Below are 14,288 nucleotides of genomic sequence, written 5' to 3'. Positions count from 1 at the left end.
CGCGCTCTCCGCGGCGATCGCCACGTATGACGTCCCGGACGACGGGCCGGTTCGTCCCACCGACGAACTGGGCACGGCAGTCGCGGAGGCCGCCCGCTGGCGACTGTCCGCTCAGTACACGCGAATTGCTCGCAAGTTGCCCGACTTGCTCGGCGACCTTGCTCGCGCCTATCACGCTGCGCCCGCTGACAAGCGGGCGGAACTGGCCGGCCTCCTGGTGGGGGCGTACCGCTCAGCTGACGCTGTTGCCTACAAGTTCCGTGCGCACGACCTCTCCGCTCGTCTCGTCGAACTCATAAACCTTCTTCGCGGCCCGCGCCCATGCGGCCGGGCTGCGCGCCCTGGAACAAGCACTGGACACCGCCCCCGCTGCCGTCGCTACGCCGGAGATCGCAGCAAGAGGTGCTCTCCACATGCGCGCTGCCGTCATCGCGGGCCGGGCACAGCATGCTTCAGCGGCCGTCACGCACCTCGTCGAGGCGAGTGCGCTCGCCGACCGGGTAGCCGAGGTGGAGTCGTGACGCAGACTCGCGACGCGACGGGCACCCTACCGGTGGACGTCGCAACGATGCGCGCCACTGTCGCCCAAGTGCTCCCGCCGGACGTGACCCCCGTCGACCTCACCACAGTGGAAACGCTGACTGGCCTGCTGTGCGGCCACATGCAGCTGCTCATCCCGGAGATCGAGCAGGCCGCCGCAGGGTTGCCCGCCGACGACGTCCCGCGCTACTGCGCGCTCGTCTCGGTGGGCGAAGCCCGTAGGAAACTGGCCGCCCGCCCCGGACTGAGGCCCTACGACGCCGTAGCGCACGTACGCAGACTCGGCCGATCACTCATGGCGCTGTGCGACCACTACGAGACGCTCACCGGCGTCCGCGTATGCCTGGCCTGCGACCAACCCCTCAAGCCGGGCGAGACGACCCGCCTGTTCGACCACGGCAGCCAGTCCGGAGGCGCGGCCGTCTCCGGCCGAATCCACGAACGCTGCGCCAACACCGTCCGCATCCGCTGACCAACGGCGCCTCCCCGGCGTAAACGGGGCCTACGGCGACCGAATCGGGACAGGGTCGCACCCCACGAACGCCCGTCCCGTCCAAGGCCCGGAAGCCGAGAGCGGGACGAGTGCGAAAATGCCTGCTCCGAGCCTCAATCCTCGACAGGTCGAGCCTCGGAGCAGGCTTGACCGTGGACGAGTGTGCCCGCACCAGTGGATCCGTACCTGACGACAACGGGGCAGAACCCCACAACCCTCACCGGCTCTGGGCGACCTAGTCGGGCCCGCCGACCGCACTGTGCGCCAGGCTCCTCGGTGCATCGGCCGCGGGGACGGCCCGCTTGAACGCGGTCACGGTCGACGCCGCCACACCCCCGAGTGACGCATGTCACTAGCCTCCACATACCTACCGGTCGGTACCCTCACCCTAGACCGCGAACGACAGGAGCCGTGATGTCTGCGACCAACCGCCAGATCCGCCTGGCAGCCCGTCCCCTCGGTGACGTGAAACCCGAGGACTGGGAGCACAGTTCCGAGCCCGTCCAGGAACCCGGTCCGGGCCAGTTCGCGGGCCGGACACGCGTCATATCCCTCGACCCGGCCATGCGCGGCTGGCTGGACGACCGTCCCTCTTACCTCCCCCCGGTCGGCATCGGTGAAGTGATGCGCGCCGGGTCGGTCGTCGAGGTCACCGCCTCGAACCACCCGGACTACCAGCCGGGTGATCACGTGGTCGGCACGTTCGGCGTCCAGGAGTACGTGGTCTCCGACGGCAAGGGCGCCCTGAAGATCGACACGTCCCTCGCGCCGCCCTCCACCTACCTCGGTGCGCTCGGGATGCCCGGCATGACCGCCTACTTCGGGCTCCTCGACGTCGGAGCGCTCAAGGACGGCGAGACCGTCGTGGTCTCCGGGGCGGCAGGCGCGGTCGGCACCATGGTGGGACAGATCGCGAAGGCCAAGGGCTGTCGGGTCGTCGGCATCGCCGGAGGACCGGAGAAGTGCCGACTGCTCACCGGCGAACTGGGCTTCGACGCGGCGATCGACTATCGCGCCGAGGATGTGCGCAAGGCACTGCGCCGGGAAGCCCCCGACGGCATCGACGTCTACTTCGACAACGTCGGAGGGGACATCCTGGATGCCGCCCTGACCCGGTTGGCGATGCACGCGCGTGTCGTGGTCTGCGGCGCGATCAGCCAGTACAACAACGCCACCCCCGTCCAGGGCCCCTCCAACTACCTGACGCTGCTGGTGCGTCGGGCCCGCATGGAGGGCTTCGTCGTCTTCGACTACGCCAAGCAGTACGCCAAGGCCGCGCAGGACATCTCCGCCTGGATCGCGGACGGCCAGGTCAAGGTCAAGGAACACGTGGTCCGGGGCACCGTCGACGACTTTCCTCAGACACTGCAGATGCTCTTCCGCGGCGAGAACGTCGGCAAGCTCGTGCTGGAGCTGGCGTGACCGCCTCCCACAGCCCCCGGGAGGGGCAGCCGGACAGCGCCGCGCTCGCGGGCAAGGTGGCGATCGTCACCGGCGGTGCCAGTGGCCTCGGCCGCGCCATGGCGCTCGCGCTGGGCAAGGCCGGGGCGCGGGTGGTCGTCGCGGACCTGGACGCCGGGGCCGGGCAGGAGGTGGCCGACCTGGTCGGCGGGGCCTTCCGCGCCTGTGACGTCTCCGACCTCGACGCCAACCGTGCACTCGTGGAGTTCGCCCAGGAGCGGTACGGCGGTGTCGACATCGCGCTGCTCAACGCGGGCGTGGCGACCGGATGCGGCGTCGGCGACGACTTCGACCCCGCGCGCTACCGCCGGGCGATGGGCGCCAACCTCGACGGCGTGGTCTACGGCACTCATGCGGTGCTCCCGGCGCTGCGGGCCCGCGGCGGAGGCGCGATCGTGGCGACCGCCTCCCTCGCGGGACTGACGGCCGTACCGCTGGACCCGCTGTACGCGGCGAACAAGCACGCGGTCGTCGGACTCGCCCGCTCGCTGGGGCCCGCTCTCGCACCGGACAACGTGCGCTTCAACGCGGTCTGCCCGGGGTTCGCCGAGTCGCGGATCATCGACCGGCTGCGCGACATGTTGAGCGCGCAAGGCCTGCCCGTCATTCCGGCGGAGGTCGTGGCCGACACGGTGCTGCGGATCGTCACCGGCGACGGAACGGGCGAGTGCTGGTTCATCCAGCCGGACCGCGAACCGGAACCCTTCCGCTTCCGCAGCGTCCCCGGTCCAGGGAAGTCTGCTGCCGCCTGAGGGAGTTGGCGCCGTCACGGAACGCAGGCCAGGGTGCGTTCCGGTCGTCGTCCTACAGCGCCCGCGTGGGCGCACCGCGCAAGCTGGGGTCGCGCTCACGCCGCACGGCCGTGCCGAGACCGATGAGTGAGGCCAGCAGGGAAAGGCCGGCCAGCAGTCCGAAGAGTTGGGGATATCCCCCCAGCGGTGCGGACAGGGCGGCCCCGGCGAACGGGGCGAGGGCGGAAGCCGCGGTCGCGGGTGCCGCGAGGAGCCCGGACAGACGGCCGTAGTGGGCGGTTCCCCAGCGGTCGGTGATCGCGGTGGCCTGGAGGAGGGTGATGTTGCCGCGGACCATGCCGGCCGCGACCGACAACGCGGCCAGCAGGGCGTAGGGGCCGGGGACGAGGGCCAGGGCAGCTGTGGTGAGACCGCCCAGGCCGATGAGCGTGACCGTGCGAGCGGTGGGCCGGGTACGGCGCGCCAGGGCCCCGTACAGGGTGCGGCCGAGGGTCTGGCCGGCGCCTCCGAGGCCCAGGGCCCAGGCGGCCTCGCTGGTGGTGAAGCCGCGTTCGAGCAGGAGCGGGACCAGGGCGACGACAACGGCGGAGATGCTGAACGCGGAGAGGGTCAGTGCGGCCGCCAGCAGCCAGAACGGCCTGCTGCGGGCCACCGCGTCCGCGCCGCCGGTGATGTGGGCGGACGCTTGCGGCGCGGGGGGCCAGGGGGCGTTCAGTGCGAGCAGGTGGGCCGGGATGGTCACAGCGGCGAGGACGACGGCCAGGACGGCGTACGTCGCCCGCCAGGACATGTGGTCGGCGAGCGCCGCGGTGAGGGGCGCGAAGACGGTGGAGGCAAGGCCGCCGGCCAGTGTGACGAGGGTGAGTGCGCGGATGGGGTCGGGGGCCCACCACCGGGTCAGGGCGGCGAAGGCGGATTGGTAGAAGGTGGCTGCCATCGACATCCCGGCGAGCAGCCAGCCCGCGGTGAAGACGGCCAGGTTCGGCGCGGCCGCCACGATGAGGATGCTGAGGACGGCGAGGACCGAACCGGCGGTCATCACGGCGCGTGGGCCGCTGCGGTCGATGATCCGGCCGACCCGTATACCGGTGAACGCGGAGACGAGCAGGGCGGTGGAGAAGGCTGCCGTGGTCGCCCCGACCGGCCAGCCGGTGGCCGCGTTGATCTGCGGATTGAGCACCGGGAAGGCGTAGTAGACGATGCCCCAGCTGGTGATCTGGGTGGCGCACAGGGCGGGCAGGGCGGCGCGAGGCCGCGACCGGTCCCCCGTACCGGTCGCGGCCTTGCCGGGGTGCACGTCGGCCATGGCGCGGTCAGCAGCAGCTACCGGCCGCGGCCGGCTGGGCCGCGGTGGCGCAGCAGGTGCTGTCCTTCTGCTTGGCCAGGGTGTCGGCGTCGGCCTTGACGACGTAGACCTCCCACGGTTCCTGGCCGGGCCCGTGCACCCACACCTTGTCCTGCAGGGCGTAGCAGCAGGCGGTGTCGTTCTCCACGTCCGTCGCCAGGCCCTGCTCCGCGAGGCGGGTGGCCGCGGCGTGGACGGCTTCGGAGGAGTCGACTTCGACGCCGAGGTGATCCATGCGCGTGTCCTCCCCCGGCGTGCCCTGGATCAGGACGAGCTTCAGCGGGGGCTCGGCGATGGCGAAGTTCGCGTAGCCGTCGCGTACTTTGGCGGGTTCGGTGCCGAACAGCTTGCTGTAGAAGGCGATCGCGGCCTCGAGATCGGGGACGCGAAGGGCGAGCTGCACTCGGGACATGACGGTCCTCCTGCCGTGGGAGTGGAGGCGCCCCGGCCAAGTCGGGCTGGGGCGCCCGGGGTTCAGGTTCAGCAGCCGCCGGCCGAGGGCGTGTCGCCGGCCGCGGCTGTGACCGGGGCGCCGATGCCGAGCGGTACGAGTTGCGGTGCCGGGGCGCAGCAGCCGCCGCCGTCGCTCTGTTCGGCGGCCGGGTCGTCGAAGATGCCCGCGCCGCCGCACACGCCCGTTTCGGGAAGGGTGAGTTCGACTCGGTCGGCGGACTCCAGGTCGCCTGCGATGGCGGCGGTGACGGAGCGAACCTGCTCGTAGCCGGTCAGGGCGAGAAAGGTGGGAGCGCGGCCGTAGGACTTCATGCCGACGAGGTAGATGCCGGGCTCGGGGTGGGACAGTTCCGCGTGGCCGTGCGGGTAGACGGTGCCGCAGGAGTGCTGGTTGGGATCGATCAGCGGGGCCAGCTCGACGGGTGCCTGGAGGCGTTCGTCCAGGCCGAGGCGGATCTCCGAGAGGAAGGACAGGTCGGGGCGCAGGCCGGTGAGCACGATGACTTCGTCGACGGGGTCGAGGCGTCGGCCGTCCTCCCCGACCAGGATGAGCCGTCCGTCCTCCGCGCGGTCGAAGGCTTCGGTGCGGAAACCGGTGACGGCGTCGGCGTAGCCGTTGTCGACGGCTGCCTTCGCGGCCAGGCCCAGGGCGCCGCGGGCGGGCAGCTGGTCGCTCTCTCCACCGCCGAAGGTGTCGCCGCCGATGCCTCGGCGCAGCACCCACACCGCGTGGGTGCCGGGCTCCTCCTGAGCGACATCGGCGAGGGTGGCGAGCGCGGTGAAGGCGGAGGCACCGGAGCCGATGACGGCGGTGCGCTTGCCTGCGTAACGGGCGCGTACGGCAGGGTCCTCGAGGTCGGGCACGCGGTAGGTGATGCGGTCCGCGGCCCCCTTCTCGCCGAGGGCGGGCAGGCCGCTGGCCCCGGCCGGACTGGGAGTGTTCCAGGTGCCGGAGGCGTCGATGACGGCGCGCGCGAAGAGGCGTTCCTCACGGCCGTCGGCGGTGGTGACGTGCACGACGAAGGGCTGGCTCTCGCGGTCGGCGTCGACGATGCGGTCGCGTCCGGTGCGGGAGACGCCGGTGACGCGGGTGCCGTAGCGGACGCGCCGGCCGAGGACGTCGGCCAGGGGCTGCAGGTAGCGCTCGGCCCAGTCGCCCCCGGTCGGGTAATCGGTGACATCCGGCTTGCTCCAGCCCGTGGGGGCGAGCAGCTTCTCGGCGGCCGGGTCGGTGAGCTCGCCCCAGGTGGAGAACAGACGCACATGGCGCCACTCGCGGACCGCGGCCGCGGCGGCCGGTCCGGCTTCCAGGACCAGGGGCTCGATGCCGCGCTCGACAAGGTGGGCGGCCGCGGCCAGGCCGGTGGGACCGGCTCCGATGACGACGACGGGGAGGTGCTGCTCGCTCATGGTGGTCGATCTCCCTGAGTGGGTGGGGCGGGATCAGCGGGCGAAGGAGTAAGGGGATTACGTGCGCCGGCGGTGGGTCATGGCCCGGCAGGAGGCGTCGCGGACCTACGCCGACTCCCTGTTTCGATGTCTGTCGATGTCTGTCGTTGCCTGGAGCTTGCCACTCGCATCGACGAGTGTCAACATAGACGCATGTCGAAGTCAGAGGTTGTCGAGCTTCCCGTCCTGGACACCGGGACGGCGGTGCCGTGCTGTCCGCCGATCACCGCCGGGGAACTGTCGCAGGCAGACGCGGAGAAGATGGCCGCGATGTTCAAGGCACTGTCCGACCCGGTGCGGCTGCGCCTGTTCTCCAAGGTCGCCTCGTCCGCGGGCGGCGAGGCGTGCGTCTGCGACATCTCGGACGTCGGCGTCTCCCAGCCGACCGTCTCCCACCACCTGAAGAAGCTGCGCGAAGCCGGCCTCCTCACGAGCGAGCGGCGCGGGACCTGGGTCTACTACCAGGTCGCCCCGCCCGTGGTCGCCGCGATGTCCGCCATGCTCGACCTGCGCACCTGAGCGCACCGAGCCGCCCTGCCCTGCGGGTTCGACCGCCTACGCAGGGCGAAGACGGTGTGCGATCTGACGCGCGGCCTCGCGGGCAGTGCGGCCGACGCCGATCAGGGTCGCGGAGGCAGGTCCGGTCCAGTCGCCGTAGCCGAGCAGGTGCAGGCGCGGCTCGTCCACCGCGCGGGTGCCCTCCGTGGCGATGTGACCGCGGCGGCCCCGAAGGTGCAGTGGGGCCAGGTGGGACAGTGCGGGCCGGAAGCCCGTGCACCAGATGATCGCGTCGGCCTCGGCTCGGGTGCCGTCGGCCCACTCGACGCCACCGGCCACCAGTCTGGCGAACATCGGGCTCGCCTTGAGCAGCCCTCGATCCCGCGCCTCGCGCACAGGGGGTACGGCGACGATGTCGCCCAGCGACGCCACGCCGCCGGTGTCCGGGCGCCCCTCGTCGAGGGCGCGGCGGCGGGCGGTGGCCGCGTCGAACAGGGCACGGCCGTCGATGTCGTCGGCCAGATAGCGGGGCGGTCGCTGGGTGGCCCAGGTCAGCTCGGTGCCGGAGGCCAGGTCGGCGGCGATCTGAGCGCCGGAGTTGCCGCCGCCGACCACCACGACGCGCTGCCCGGCGAAGTCACGCGGACCGCGGTACTCCACCGTGTGCACCTGGCGCCCCTCGAACACGCCACGCCCTGGTACGGCGGGGAGGAAAGGGCGCCACCACGTGCCGGTCGCGCTGATCACGGCGCGGGCGCGCCAGGTGCCGGAGTCGGTCTCCACGCGAAGAAGGTCTCCGTCCCGGTGGACACCGAGCGCCCGCACCGGTCGCACGATCGGGAGCTCGTAACGCTTCTCGTAGTCGCGCAGATACGTCACCACATGCTCGGCATGCGGGTATTCCTCCCCGACTTGCGGCGGCATGAGCCGTCCCGGAAGAGAGGAGAAGGCGGCAGGCGAGAAGAGGTGGAGCGAGTCCCATGTGTGCTGCCAGGCACCCCCCGACGCCGCCTGGGCGTCGAGGATGACGAAGTCGATGCCGAGGCGGCGCAGGTGGTATCCGGCGGCGAGGCCGGACTGGCCGCCGCCGATCACCACCACCTGCGCATCAAGGGTCATTCAGCGGACCGGCCCTGCACGAAGATGAGCGCCACCAGCGCCAGACCGACGGCCCCGCCCACGAGTTGAGCTCCGATGAAGCCCAGCAGCGAGCCCGGTGCGATGCCCGCGAAGGTGTCGCTGAAGGTACGGCCGATCGTCACCGCCGGGTTGGCGAAGGAGGTCGAGGACGTGAACCAGTACGCGGCGCCGATGTACGAGGCCACGGCCACCGGCGCGAACCGCAGCTGGTGCGTGCGGGCCAGGCCGAAGATCAGCAGAATCAGACCGGCGGTGGCCACCACCTCACCCAGCAGCAGATGGCCGGCCGAGCGGTCGTGCGTCGACCACTCCACCAAGGGCTTGCCGAACATCGCGTCCGCCAGGATCGCGCCCGCGATGGCGCCGACGACCTGTGCGGGGACGTACACCGCGGCCTCGCGAGCCGTGACACCGTCGCCGCCCCGTCGGGCCGTCCACCACTCGGCCAGCGTGACGACGGGGTTGAAGTGCGCGCCCGACACCGGGCCGAGCAGCAGGATCAGGATGCCGAGACCGAAGACGGTGGCGATCGAGTTGGCCAGCAACTGCAGCCCGACGTCCTGCGTCAGCTCGGTCGCCTGAATGCCGGAGCCGACCACGACGGCGACCAGGAGAGCGATGCCGAGCAGTTCGGCCGCGGCCCTGGAAGGCAGTGGGGTACGGGGTGGGGTGGCACCCGGCGCGGGCTGGGGCTCATGCCGGGAAGCGGGAGAGGGTATGAGGGCCTCCCCGGCTCTGTCGTGCTCGGCGGCCTCGGTGGCGGTCAACAGGACTCCTTCATGCAGTCGCCGTAAGGACGGTGATCAGGGGCAGGACCGCTTGACGTTGCTCTCGGCGGTGGCGCGCGCGGTCTCCGCCAGGTCGGCGAACTGACCCGCGAGGGCGGCGATGACGTCGGGCTTGAGCCGGTAGTAGGTGAACCGGCCGCAGGGCTCGGTCTCCACGACCCCGGCCTCGCGCAGCACCTTGAGGTGGTTGGAGAGGTTGGTCTGCTTGGCTCCCGTCTCCTCGATCAGGTGGGTGCTGCAGAGTGTCTCCTCGGCGAGCAGGGTGACGATCTGGAGGCGGAGCGGGTCCGCGAGAACCCGCATCAGACCAGTGTCGACTGACGTCATCATGGACTGATACTGTCACATCACTCCGAGCTGATACCAGCCCGAGCTGAATCCTGGGCCCCGCATCCCCACACCCGACGAGGTCGTGCAGGCCGCCGACATCCCCCCTCGACCCGCTCACGAAGGAAGAACCCATGTCCTCCAGCCCGCTCGCCTCCGTGTTGTTCGTCTGCGTCCACAATGCCGGGCGCTCCCAGATGGCCGCCGGATTCCTGACCCACCTCGCGGGCGACCGGATCGAGGTCCGCTCCGCCGGCTCCGTCCCCGGTGACCAGGTCAACCCGGCCGCCGTCGAGGCCATGAAGGAGGTCGGCGTCGACATCTCCGCGGCCCAGCCGAAGATCCTGACCACCGAGGCCGTCCAGGCGTCCGACTACGTCATCACCATGGGCTGCGGGGACGCCTGCCCGATCTTCCCCGGCAAGACGTACCTCGACTGGGCACTGGAGGACCCGGCGGGCAAGGGTGTGGAGGCCGTCCGCCCCATCCGGGACGAGATCAAGACGCGCATCGAGGCCCTGATCGCCGAGATCGACGCGAAGCAGGAGGCGTGACCCCAGTGGCCGAGGCAGCCGAGAAAGCCGACGGAACCCACAGCACCGACAGCGACGGCATACGCGAGGTCATCGTCATCGGCTCCGGCCCCGCCGGATACACCGCCGCCCTCTACACCGCCCGTGCCGAACTCAGGCCGCTCGTCTTCGGGGGCGCCATCTTCGTCGGCGGCGCGCTGACGACGACCACCGAGGTGGAGAACTTCCCCGGCTTCCCCGACGGCATCGACGGCCCGGTCCTCATGGAGAACATGCGGGCCCAGGCGGTGCGCTTCGGCGCCGAGATGGTCGACGACGACATCATCGAGGTCGACCTCGGCGGCGACATCAAGACCGTGACCGACAGCGCCGGCACCGTGCACCGGGCGAAGGCCGTCATCGTCGCCACCGGGTCCGGGTACCGCAAGCTCGGCCTGCCCCGGGAGGACGAGCTGTCCGGTCGGGGGGTGTCCTGGTGCGCCACCTGCGACGGCTTCTTCTTCCGCGATCGCGACATCGTCGTGGTCGGCGGCGGTGACACCGCCATGGAGGAGGCCACCTTCCTCACCCGCTTCGCCCGCTCCGTGACCGTCGTGCACCGCCGCTCCACCTTGCGGGCCTCACAGGTCATGCAGCATCGCGCCTTCTCCGACGACAAGATCTCCTTCACCTTCGACAGCGAGATCGCGGAGATCAAGGAGGAGGACGGCAAGCTCGCCGGCGTCGTGCTGCGCGATGTCTTCAGCGGCACGACTCGAGACCTCGACGTGACAGGCCTGTTCATCGCGATCGGCCACGACCCGCGGACCGAACTGTTCAAGGGGCAGCTGGACCTGGACGGGCAGGGGTACGTGAAGGTCCACGCGCCGTCGACACGTACGAACCTCTCCGGCGTCTTCGCCGCGGGCGACGTCGTCGATCACACCTACCGCCAGGCGATCACCGCTGCCGCCGGCGGCTGCCAGGCCGCCCTGGACGCCGAGCGCTTCCTCGCCGCCCGTGCGGACAACACGGAAGCCTCCACAGCCGAGCCAGCGCGGGAACGCGACCTCGAGAACGTCGCCGCCTGAGCACCGACCCCGCCCCGGCAGACAGCGCGTTCAGGAGGACCGGACGAATCCTCGGCAGGCGCCCGGTGCCTTGTTCCAAAGGTGGCGACAGATCGTGGCAACCTGAGGGGCCTCTGGGCAGGATGCCGGTCATGACCACCGACCAGCCCCAGTCCCTTTGCCTCCCTCGGCCGACGCACTCGGCACCTGTCCTGTTCGGGGCGGGGGCTGCCATCGGGGTCCTGGGCGGGATGATCGGGCTGGGCGGCGCGGAGTTCCGCCTGCCTCTGCTGATCGGTCTGTTCGGGTTCGCCGCGCTCTCGGCGGTCATCCTGAACAAGGCGATGAGCCTGGTCGTGGTCCTGGTCGCGCTGCCTGCGCGGCTGGCCGCGGTCCCGGCCGCCGAGATCGCGACTCGCTGGCCCGTCGCGGTCAACCTGCTGGCCGGCAGCCTCCTCGGTGCCTGGGCGGGCGCGTCCTGGGCCGTCCGGATGCGCTCCGCCACCCTTTACAGAGTGCTGGCCGCCCTGATGGTCCTCATGGCCGTCGCGCTAGTGGTCACTCACATCACCACCGTGGATGCCCTCGCACTGCCGCTGGGGGCCCGGATCCCTGCCGGAGTCGCGGCCGGGTTCGGGATCGGCGCCGTCGCCGCGATCATGGGAGTGGCGGGTGGCGAGCTGCTGATCCCGACGATCGTGCTGCTGTTCGGCGAGGACATCAAGACCGCCGGAAGTCTCTCCCTGCTGGTCTCCCTGCCGACCATGCTGGTGGCCTTCGCTCGCTACAGCCGGGACGGCAGCTTCGCTGTCCTCGGCGCCAACCTCCGCTTCACAGCGGTCATGGCGGCGGGCTCGGTCACCGGAGCCGTACTGGGCGGACTGCTGCTCGGCGTCTTCCCGGACCTGGTGCTCATCCCTGCGCTGGCCGTGATCCTGCTCGTCTCAGCGGTCAAAGTCGCCCGTCACACCTGAGCGGCCGGATACCACCATCAGAGCCCATACCGTCTTGCCGGTGCGCGTAGTGCTGCAGCCAACCGTGTGGGCCAGTGTGCGGATGATGCCCAGGCCACGGCCATGGTCGCATCCGGAGGTGTGACAGGGGGCGGTGACGTCGATGGGTGCTGGGGATCCGTCGTGGACGGAGATGCGCAACTGCCGTCCTTCAAGCAGTAGTTGCAGGCCGACGGTCCCGGGGCGGGAGTGCAGGTAGGCGTTCGTCACGAGTTCGGAGACGACCAGGACCGCGTCGTCGACCAATGCCAGGGAGAGCCCCCATCCGCGCAGGGTCGTGGAGGTGTGGCGGCGGGCCCGGTGTGCTGCTTGGGGGGTGTGGTCCAGCGGGAGGCTGGTCGCGTGCGGGACATAGCTGTGCTGCCGGCGCATGCTCTGGTTGGTGGTGGTCTTCATGGGGGCCTCATCGAGGTGGGCATTTTTCGGGTTCTTCGGGTGGTGGGCTGGGCTCCTTCCTGTGCTGCTGCGGACGGCTTCGAGGGGGTGGTGGTACCCCGGATCCGGTGCGGGGCGGTTGGGGTTTCCGGATCCGGGGTGGCTGATGTCCCCGCGGGGCTACTTCACGGCGCCTGCGGTGAGGCCGCGGGTGAGGGAGCGCTGGAAGATGAGGAAGAAGACGATCATCGGGATGACGCCGAGGAGGGCGGCGGCGCTCATGGCGGTGGGGTCACTGGTGTACTGGCCCTGCATGACGGACAGGCCGAGCGGAACGGTCTGTTGGTCGTTGGAGATGAGCAGGACGAGTGGGTAGAGGAACTCGTTCCAGCTCCAGACGAAGAAGAACACACACATCACCGACAAGGTGGGCCAGCTCATCGGCAGCACGATGCGCCACAGGATCGTCAGGCGGCCCGCGCCGTCGAGCGAGGCGGCCTCGATGAGCTCGCGGGGGAAGGTGCTGAAGACGGAGGAGAGCAGGTAGGTGCCGAACGCGCTGTAGGTGATGCCGACCAGGATGGTGTAGCCGAGCTTGCCGTCGTAGAGGCCCAGTTCCTTGAACAGGTAGTAGATCGGGTAGACCAGGCCCTCTTGCGGCAGGACGTTGACGCCGAGGAAGAACACCAGGAAGGCGGTGCGCCACCGGATGCGGCCGATCCCGATGGCGTAGGCGTTGAGGAGGGCCAGGACGACGGCGATGACGACGACGCCGAGGCTGATCTGGATGCTGTTGACGAGTTTCTGGGTGAAGTCGACGCGCTCCCAGACGTCGCCGATGATGCTCCAGTTCCACTGCTCGGGCCAGGACAGAGAACCGTTGGCGCGGTAGTCGGCGCTGGTCTTGAAGGAATTGACCAGGATGATCAGGAAGGGGGCGAGGAAGGCGAGGACGAAGACGGTGACGGCGGCGACGACGGCGTAGGAACCCGCTCCCCGTCCGGCGGCCGTGGGCTTTCCGCGATGTCCTGTCCGGCGGGCGGGGCGCAGAAGAGCGGCCTGCCCGGCGTCCGGCGCAGTGGGAGGAATCGTGTCGGTCTTCATGGTCATCCGTCCTCGCGGGCCTGGCGGGCGAGCATCGTTCCGGCGATGACCAGCACGAGCAGGGTGATGGTGCTGGAGATCGCGGATCCGTAGCCGACGTCGGCGCGTTCGAAGAAGTTCTGGTAGGCGAAGTAGGCGGGGACGAGGGTGGAGTTGCCGGGACCGCCGCCGGTGAGGACGAAGATCTGGGCGAAGACCTTCAGGCCGGCGATGGTGGTGGTGACCAGGACGACGTAGACCTCGGGCCGCAGGATGGGGACGGTGATGCGGGTGAAGCGCTGCCACCAGCTCGCCCCGTCGAGTGCGGCGGCTTCGTAGAGTTCGGGGTCGATGCGCTGCAGGCCGGACATGAACAGCACGAGCGGGTAGCCGAGCTGCATCCAGACCAGGACGCCGAGGACGATCCACAGGGCGAGGTCGGGGTCGCCGAGCCAGTTCTGGGCGAGCGAGGAGAGCCCGATGGTGTCGAGGATGCTGTTGACGGCGCCTTCGGGGGCGAGGATCCAGCCCCACATCAGGCCGGTGACGGCGACGGGGATGACCTGCGGCAGGTAGAGGCCCGAGCGGAAGACGCTGACGATTCCGTCGCCGTGCTTCTTGCCGATGTAGTCGAAGAGCAGGGCGGCCAGGAACAGGCCCAGTACGGTGGGCACGATCGCGATGCCGACGATGACGAAGGCGATGTTGCGGAACGAGGCCCAGAAGTCGGCGTCCTGGAAGAGGCGGGTGTAGTTGTCCAGGCCGGTGAAGGCGGGGGTGCCGATGCCCTGCCAGGTGGTGAAGCTGTAGTAGAAGGTCATCACCAGCGGGACGACGAGGAAGAGCACACTGAGCAGCAGGCCCGGTGCGAGGAAGACGGCGTAGCCCGTGGACCGCGGGTGACGTGTGGTTTTCACGGTTGCTCCTAGGTGGGCGGGACGGCGTCCCGGACTACCGGGGCGCCGTCCCCTGAACGACGCAGCACCAGG

General features: G+C 70.3%; 16 protein-coding genes. 7 read left to right on the top strand and 9 right to left on the bottom strand.

All coding sequences use genetic code 11. The features are described from left to right. Window positions 1-517 precede the first annotated feature (517 nt). From ACFYW5_RS15210 to ACFYW5_RS15200, 3 genes are all read left to right on the top strand, one after another. Window positions 518-1,012 (top strand): DUF6415 family natural product biosynthesis protein, encoded by a 495-nt coding sequence (locus tag ACFYW5_RS15210; RefSeq protein WP_389417483.1) that lies wholly within the window; start codon window positions 518-520, stop codon window positions 1,010-1,012. A gap of 435 nt (window positions 1,013-1,447) precedes the next feature. After that, the gene (locus ACFYW5_RS15205) at window positions 1,448-2,455 is read left to right on the top strand and encodes an NADP-dependent oxidoreductase (RefSeq protein ID WP_389417425.1); all 1,008 of its coding nucleotides are present in this window, start codon (window positions 1,448-1,450) and stop codon (window positions 2,453-2,455) included. Next, entirely contained in the window at window positions 2,452-3,246 is a 795-nt protein-coding gene (locus tag ACFYW5_RS15200) for an SDR family oxidoreductase (protein WP_389417424.1), read from the top strand. The genes ACFYW5_RS15205 and ACFYW5_RS15200 overlap by 4 nt, the downstream gene beginning before the upstream one ends. 52 nt (window positions 3,247-3,298) lie before the next feature. On the opposite strand, the gene ACFYW5_RS15195 is transcribed toward ACFYW5_RS15200, so the two are convergent. The 3 genes from ACFYW5_RS15195 to ACFYW5_RS15185 form a co-directional block, all read right to left on the bottom strand. After that, window positions 3,299-4,552, bottom strand: a complete 1,254-nt coding sequence (locus ACFYW5_RS15195) for an MFS transporter (protein ID WP_389417423.1) — start codon at window positions 4,550-4,552, stop codon at window positions 3,299-3,301. Between the two features lie 7 nt (window positions 4,553-4,559). Next, window positions 4,560-5,003, bottom strand: coding sequence for an ArsI/CadI family heavy metal resistance metalloenzyme (locus tag ACFYW5_RS15190; RefSeq protein ID WP_389417422.1), 444 nt, complete (start codon window positions 5,001-5,003; stop codon window positions 4,560-4,562). Between the two features lie 68 nt (window positions 5,004-5,071). Then, window positions 5,072-6,454: an FAD-dependent oxidoreductase gene (locus ACFYW5_RS15185; RefSeq protein WP_389417421.1), complete on the bottom strand. Its 1,383-nt coding sequence runs from the start codon at window positions 6,452-6,454 to the stop codon at window positions 5,072-5,074. Window positions 6,455-6,646: 192 nt separating this feature from the next. Between ACFYW5_RS15185 and ACFYW5_RS15180 the strand changes: the two genes are divergently transcribed. Next, window positions 6,647-7,012 (top strand): ArsR/SmtB family transcription factor, encoded by a 366-nt coding sequence (locus ACFYW5_RS15180; protein WP_389417420.1) that lies wholly within the window; start codon window positions 6,647-6,649, stop codon window positions 7,010-7,012. A 36-nt stretch (window positions 7,013-7,048) separates the two neighbouring features. Here ACFYW5_RS15180 and ACFYW5_RS15175 read toward each other — a convergent pair whose 3' ends face one another. The 3 genes from ACFYW5_RS15175 to ACFYW5_RS15165 are packed head-to-tail and all read right to left on the bottom strand — an operon-like array spanning window position 7,049 to window position 9,249. Continuing rightward, window positions 7,049-8,110 (bottom strand): ArsO family NAD(P)H-dependent flavin-containing monooxygenase, encoded by a 1,062-nt coding sequence (locus tag ACFYW5_RS15175; RefSeq protein ID WP_389417419.1) that lies wholly within the window; start codon window positions 8,108-8,110, stop codon window positions 7,049-7,051. Then, a complete protein-coding gene (locus ACFYW5_RS15170; RefSeq protein ID WP_389417418.1) occupies window positions 8,107-8,898 on the bottom strand; it encodes an aquaporin in 792 nt (263 codons plus the stop codon). Before ACFYW5_RS15170 ends, ACFYW5_RS15175 begins: the two co-directional genes overlap by 4 nt. A gap of 36 nt (window positions 8,899-8,934) precedes the next feature. Further along, complete coding sequence (locus ACFYW5_RS15165) at window positions 8,935-9,249, bottom strand: ArsR/SmtB family transcription factor (RefSeq protein WP_389417417.1); 315 nt, start codon at window positions 9,247-9,249, stop codon at window positions 8,935-8,937. A 131-nt stretch (window positions 9,250-9,380) separates the two neighbouring features. Here ACFYW5_RS15165 and ACFYW5_RS15160 point away from each other — a divergent pair, with 131 nt between their 5' ends. The 3 genes from ACFYW5_RS15160 to ACFYW5_RS15150 all read left to right on the top strand — a co-directional run bounded on the left by ACFYW5_RS15160 (window position 9,381) and on the right by ACFYW5_RS15150 (window position 11,802). Next, window positions 9,381-9,800 (top strand): arsenate reductase ArsC, encoded by a 420-nt coding sequence (locus tag ACFYW5_RS15160; RefSeq protein WP_389417416.1) that lies wholly within the window; start codon window positions 9,381-9,383, stop codon window positions 9,798-9,800. A gap of 59 nt (window positions 9,801-9,859) precedes the next feature. Beyond that, window positions 9,860-10,849, top strand: coding sequence for a thioredoxin-disulfide reductase (trxB, locus tag ACFYW5_RS15155; protein ID WP_389417482.1), 990 nt, complete (start codon window positions 9,860-9,862; stop codon window positions 10,847-10,849). Between the two features lie 131 nt (window positions 10,850-10,980). Then, window positions 10,981-11,802: a sulfite exporter TauE/SafE family protein gene (locus ACFYW5_RS15150; protein WP_389417415.1), complete on the top strand. Its 822-nt coding sequence runs from the start codon at window positions 10,981-10,983 to the stop codon at window positions 11,800-11,802. Here the strand turns inward: ACFYW5_RS15150 and ACFYW5_RS15145 are convergent. The 3 genes from ACFYW5_RS15145 to ACFYW5_RS15135 all read right to left on the bottom strand — a co-directional run bounded on the left by ACFYW5_RS15145 (window position 11,773) and on the right by ACFYW5_RS15135 (window position 14,216). Further along, on the bottom strand, window positions 11,773-12,237 hold the full coding sequence (locus ACFYW5_RS15145) for an ATP-binding protein (RefSeq protein WP_389417414.1): 465 nt from the start codon (window positions 12,235-12,237) through the stop codon (window positions 11,773-11,775). The two genes, ACFYW5_RS15150 and ACFYW5_RS15145, sit on opposite strands and share 30 nt — an antisense overlap. Before the next feature lie 159 nt (window positions 12,238-12,396). Next, window positions 12,397-13,320: a carbohydrate ABC transporter permease gene (locus ACFYW5_RS15140; protein WP_389417413.1), complete on the bottom strand. Its 924-nt coding sequence runs from the start codon at window positions 13,318-13,320 to the stop codon at window positions 12,397-12,399. 2 nt (window positions 13,321-13,322) lie between these two features. Next, complete coding sequence (locus ACFYW5_RS15135) at window positions 13,323-14,216, bottom strand: carbohydrate ABC transporter permease (RefSeq protein ID WP_389417412.1); 894 nt, start codon at window positions 14,214-14,216, stop codon at window positions 13,323-13,325. Window positions 14,217-14,288: the final 72 nt, after the last annotated feature.

The organism is Streptomyces sp. NPDC002779, assembly GCF_042888685.1.
Classification (GTDB): domain Bacteria; phylum Actinomycetota; class Actinomycetes; order Streptomycetales; family Streptomycetaceae; genus Streptomyces.
This window is presented reverse-complemented; position numbering and strand designations above follow the sequence as displayed.

What these genes read in the sequence shown, in the direction of transcription:
- ACFYW5_RS15180 (WP_389417420.1), top strand. Translation starts at nt 6,647, where the DNA reads ATGTCGAAGTCAGAGGTTGTCGAGCTTCCCGTCCTGGACACCGGGACG.
- ACFYW5_RS15145 (WP_389417414.1), bottom strand. Translation starts at nt 12,237, where the DNA reads ATGAAGACCACCACCAACCAGAGCATGCGCCGGCAGCACAGCTATGTC.
- ACFYW5_RS15150 (WP_389417415.1), top strand. Translation starts at nt 10,981, where the DNA reads ATGACCACCGACCAGCCCCAGTCCCTTTGCCTCCCTCGGCCGACGCAC.
- ACFYW5_RS15165 (WP_389417417.1), bottom strand. Translation starts at nt 9,249, where the DNA reads ATGATGACGTCAGTCGACACTGGTCTGATGCGGGTTCTCGCGGACCCG.
- ACFYW5_RS15140 (WP_389417413.1), bottom strand. Translation starts at nt 13,320, where the DNA reads ATGAAGACCGACACGATTCCTCCCACTGCGCCGGACGCCGGGCAGGCC.
- ACFYW5_RS15185 (WP_389417421.1), bottom strand. Translation starts at nt 6,454, where the DNA reads ATGAGCGAGCAGCACCTCCCCGTCGTCGTCATCGGAGCCGGTCCCACC.
- ACFYW5_RS15175 (WP_389417419.1), bottom strand. Translation starts at nt 8,110, where the DNA reads ATGACCCTTGATGCGCAGGTGGTGGTGATCGGCGGCGGCCAGTCCGGC.
- ACFYW5_RS15195 (WP_389417423.1), bottom strand. Translation starts at nt 4,552, where the DNA reads ATGGCCGACGTGCACCCCGGCAAGGCCGCGACCGGTACGGGGGACCGG.
- ACFYW5_RS15190 (WP_389417422.1), bottom strand. Translation starts at nt 5,003, where the DNA reads ATGTCCCGAGTGCAGCTCGCCCTTCGCGTCCCCGATCTCGAGGCCGCG.
- ACFYW5_RS15205 (WP_389417425.1), top strand. Translation starts at nt 1,448, where the DNA reads ATGTCTGCGACCAACCGCCAGATCCGCCTGGCAGCCCGTCCCCTCGGT.
- ACFYW5_RS15160 (WP_389417416.1), top strand. Translation starts at nt 9,381, where the DNA reads ATGTCCTCCAGCCCGCTCGCCTCCGTGTTGTTCGTCTGCGTCCACAAT.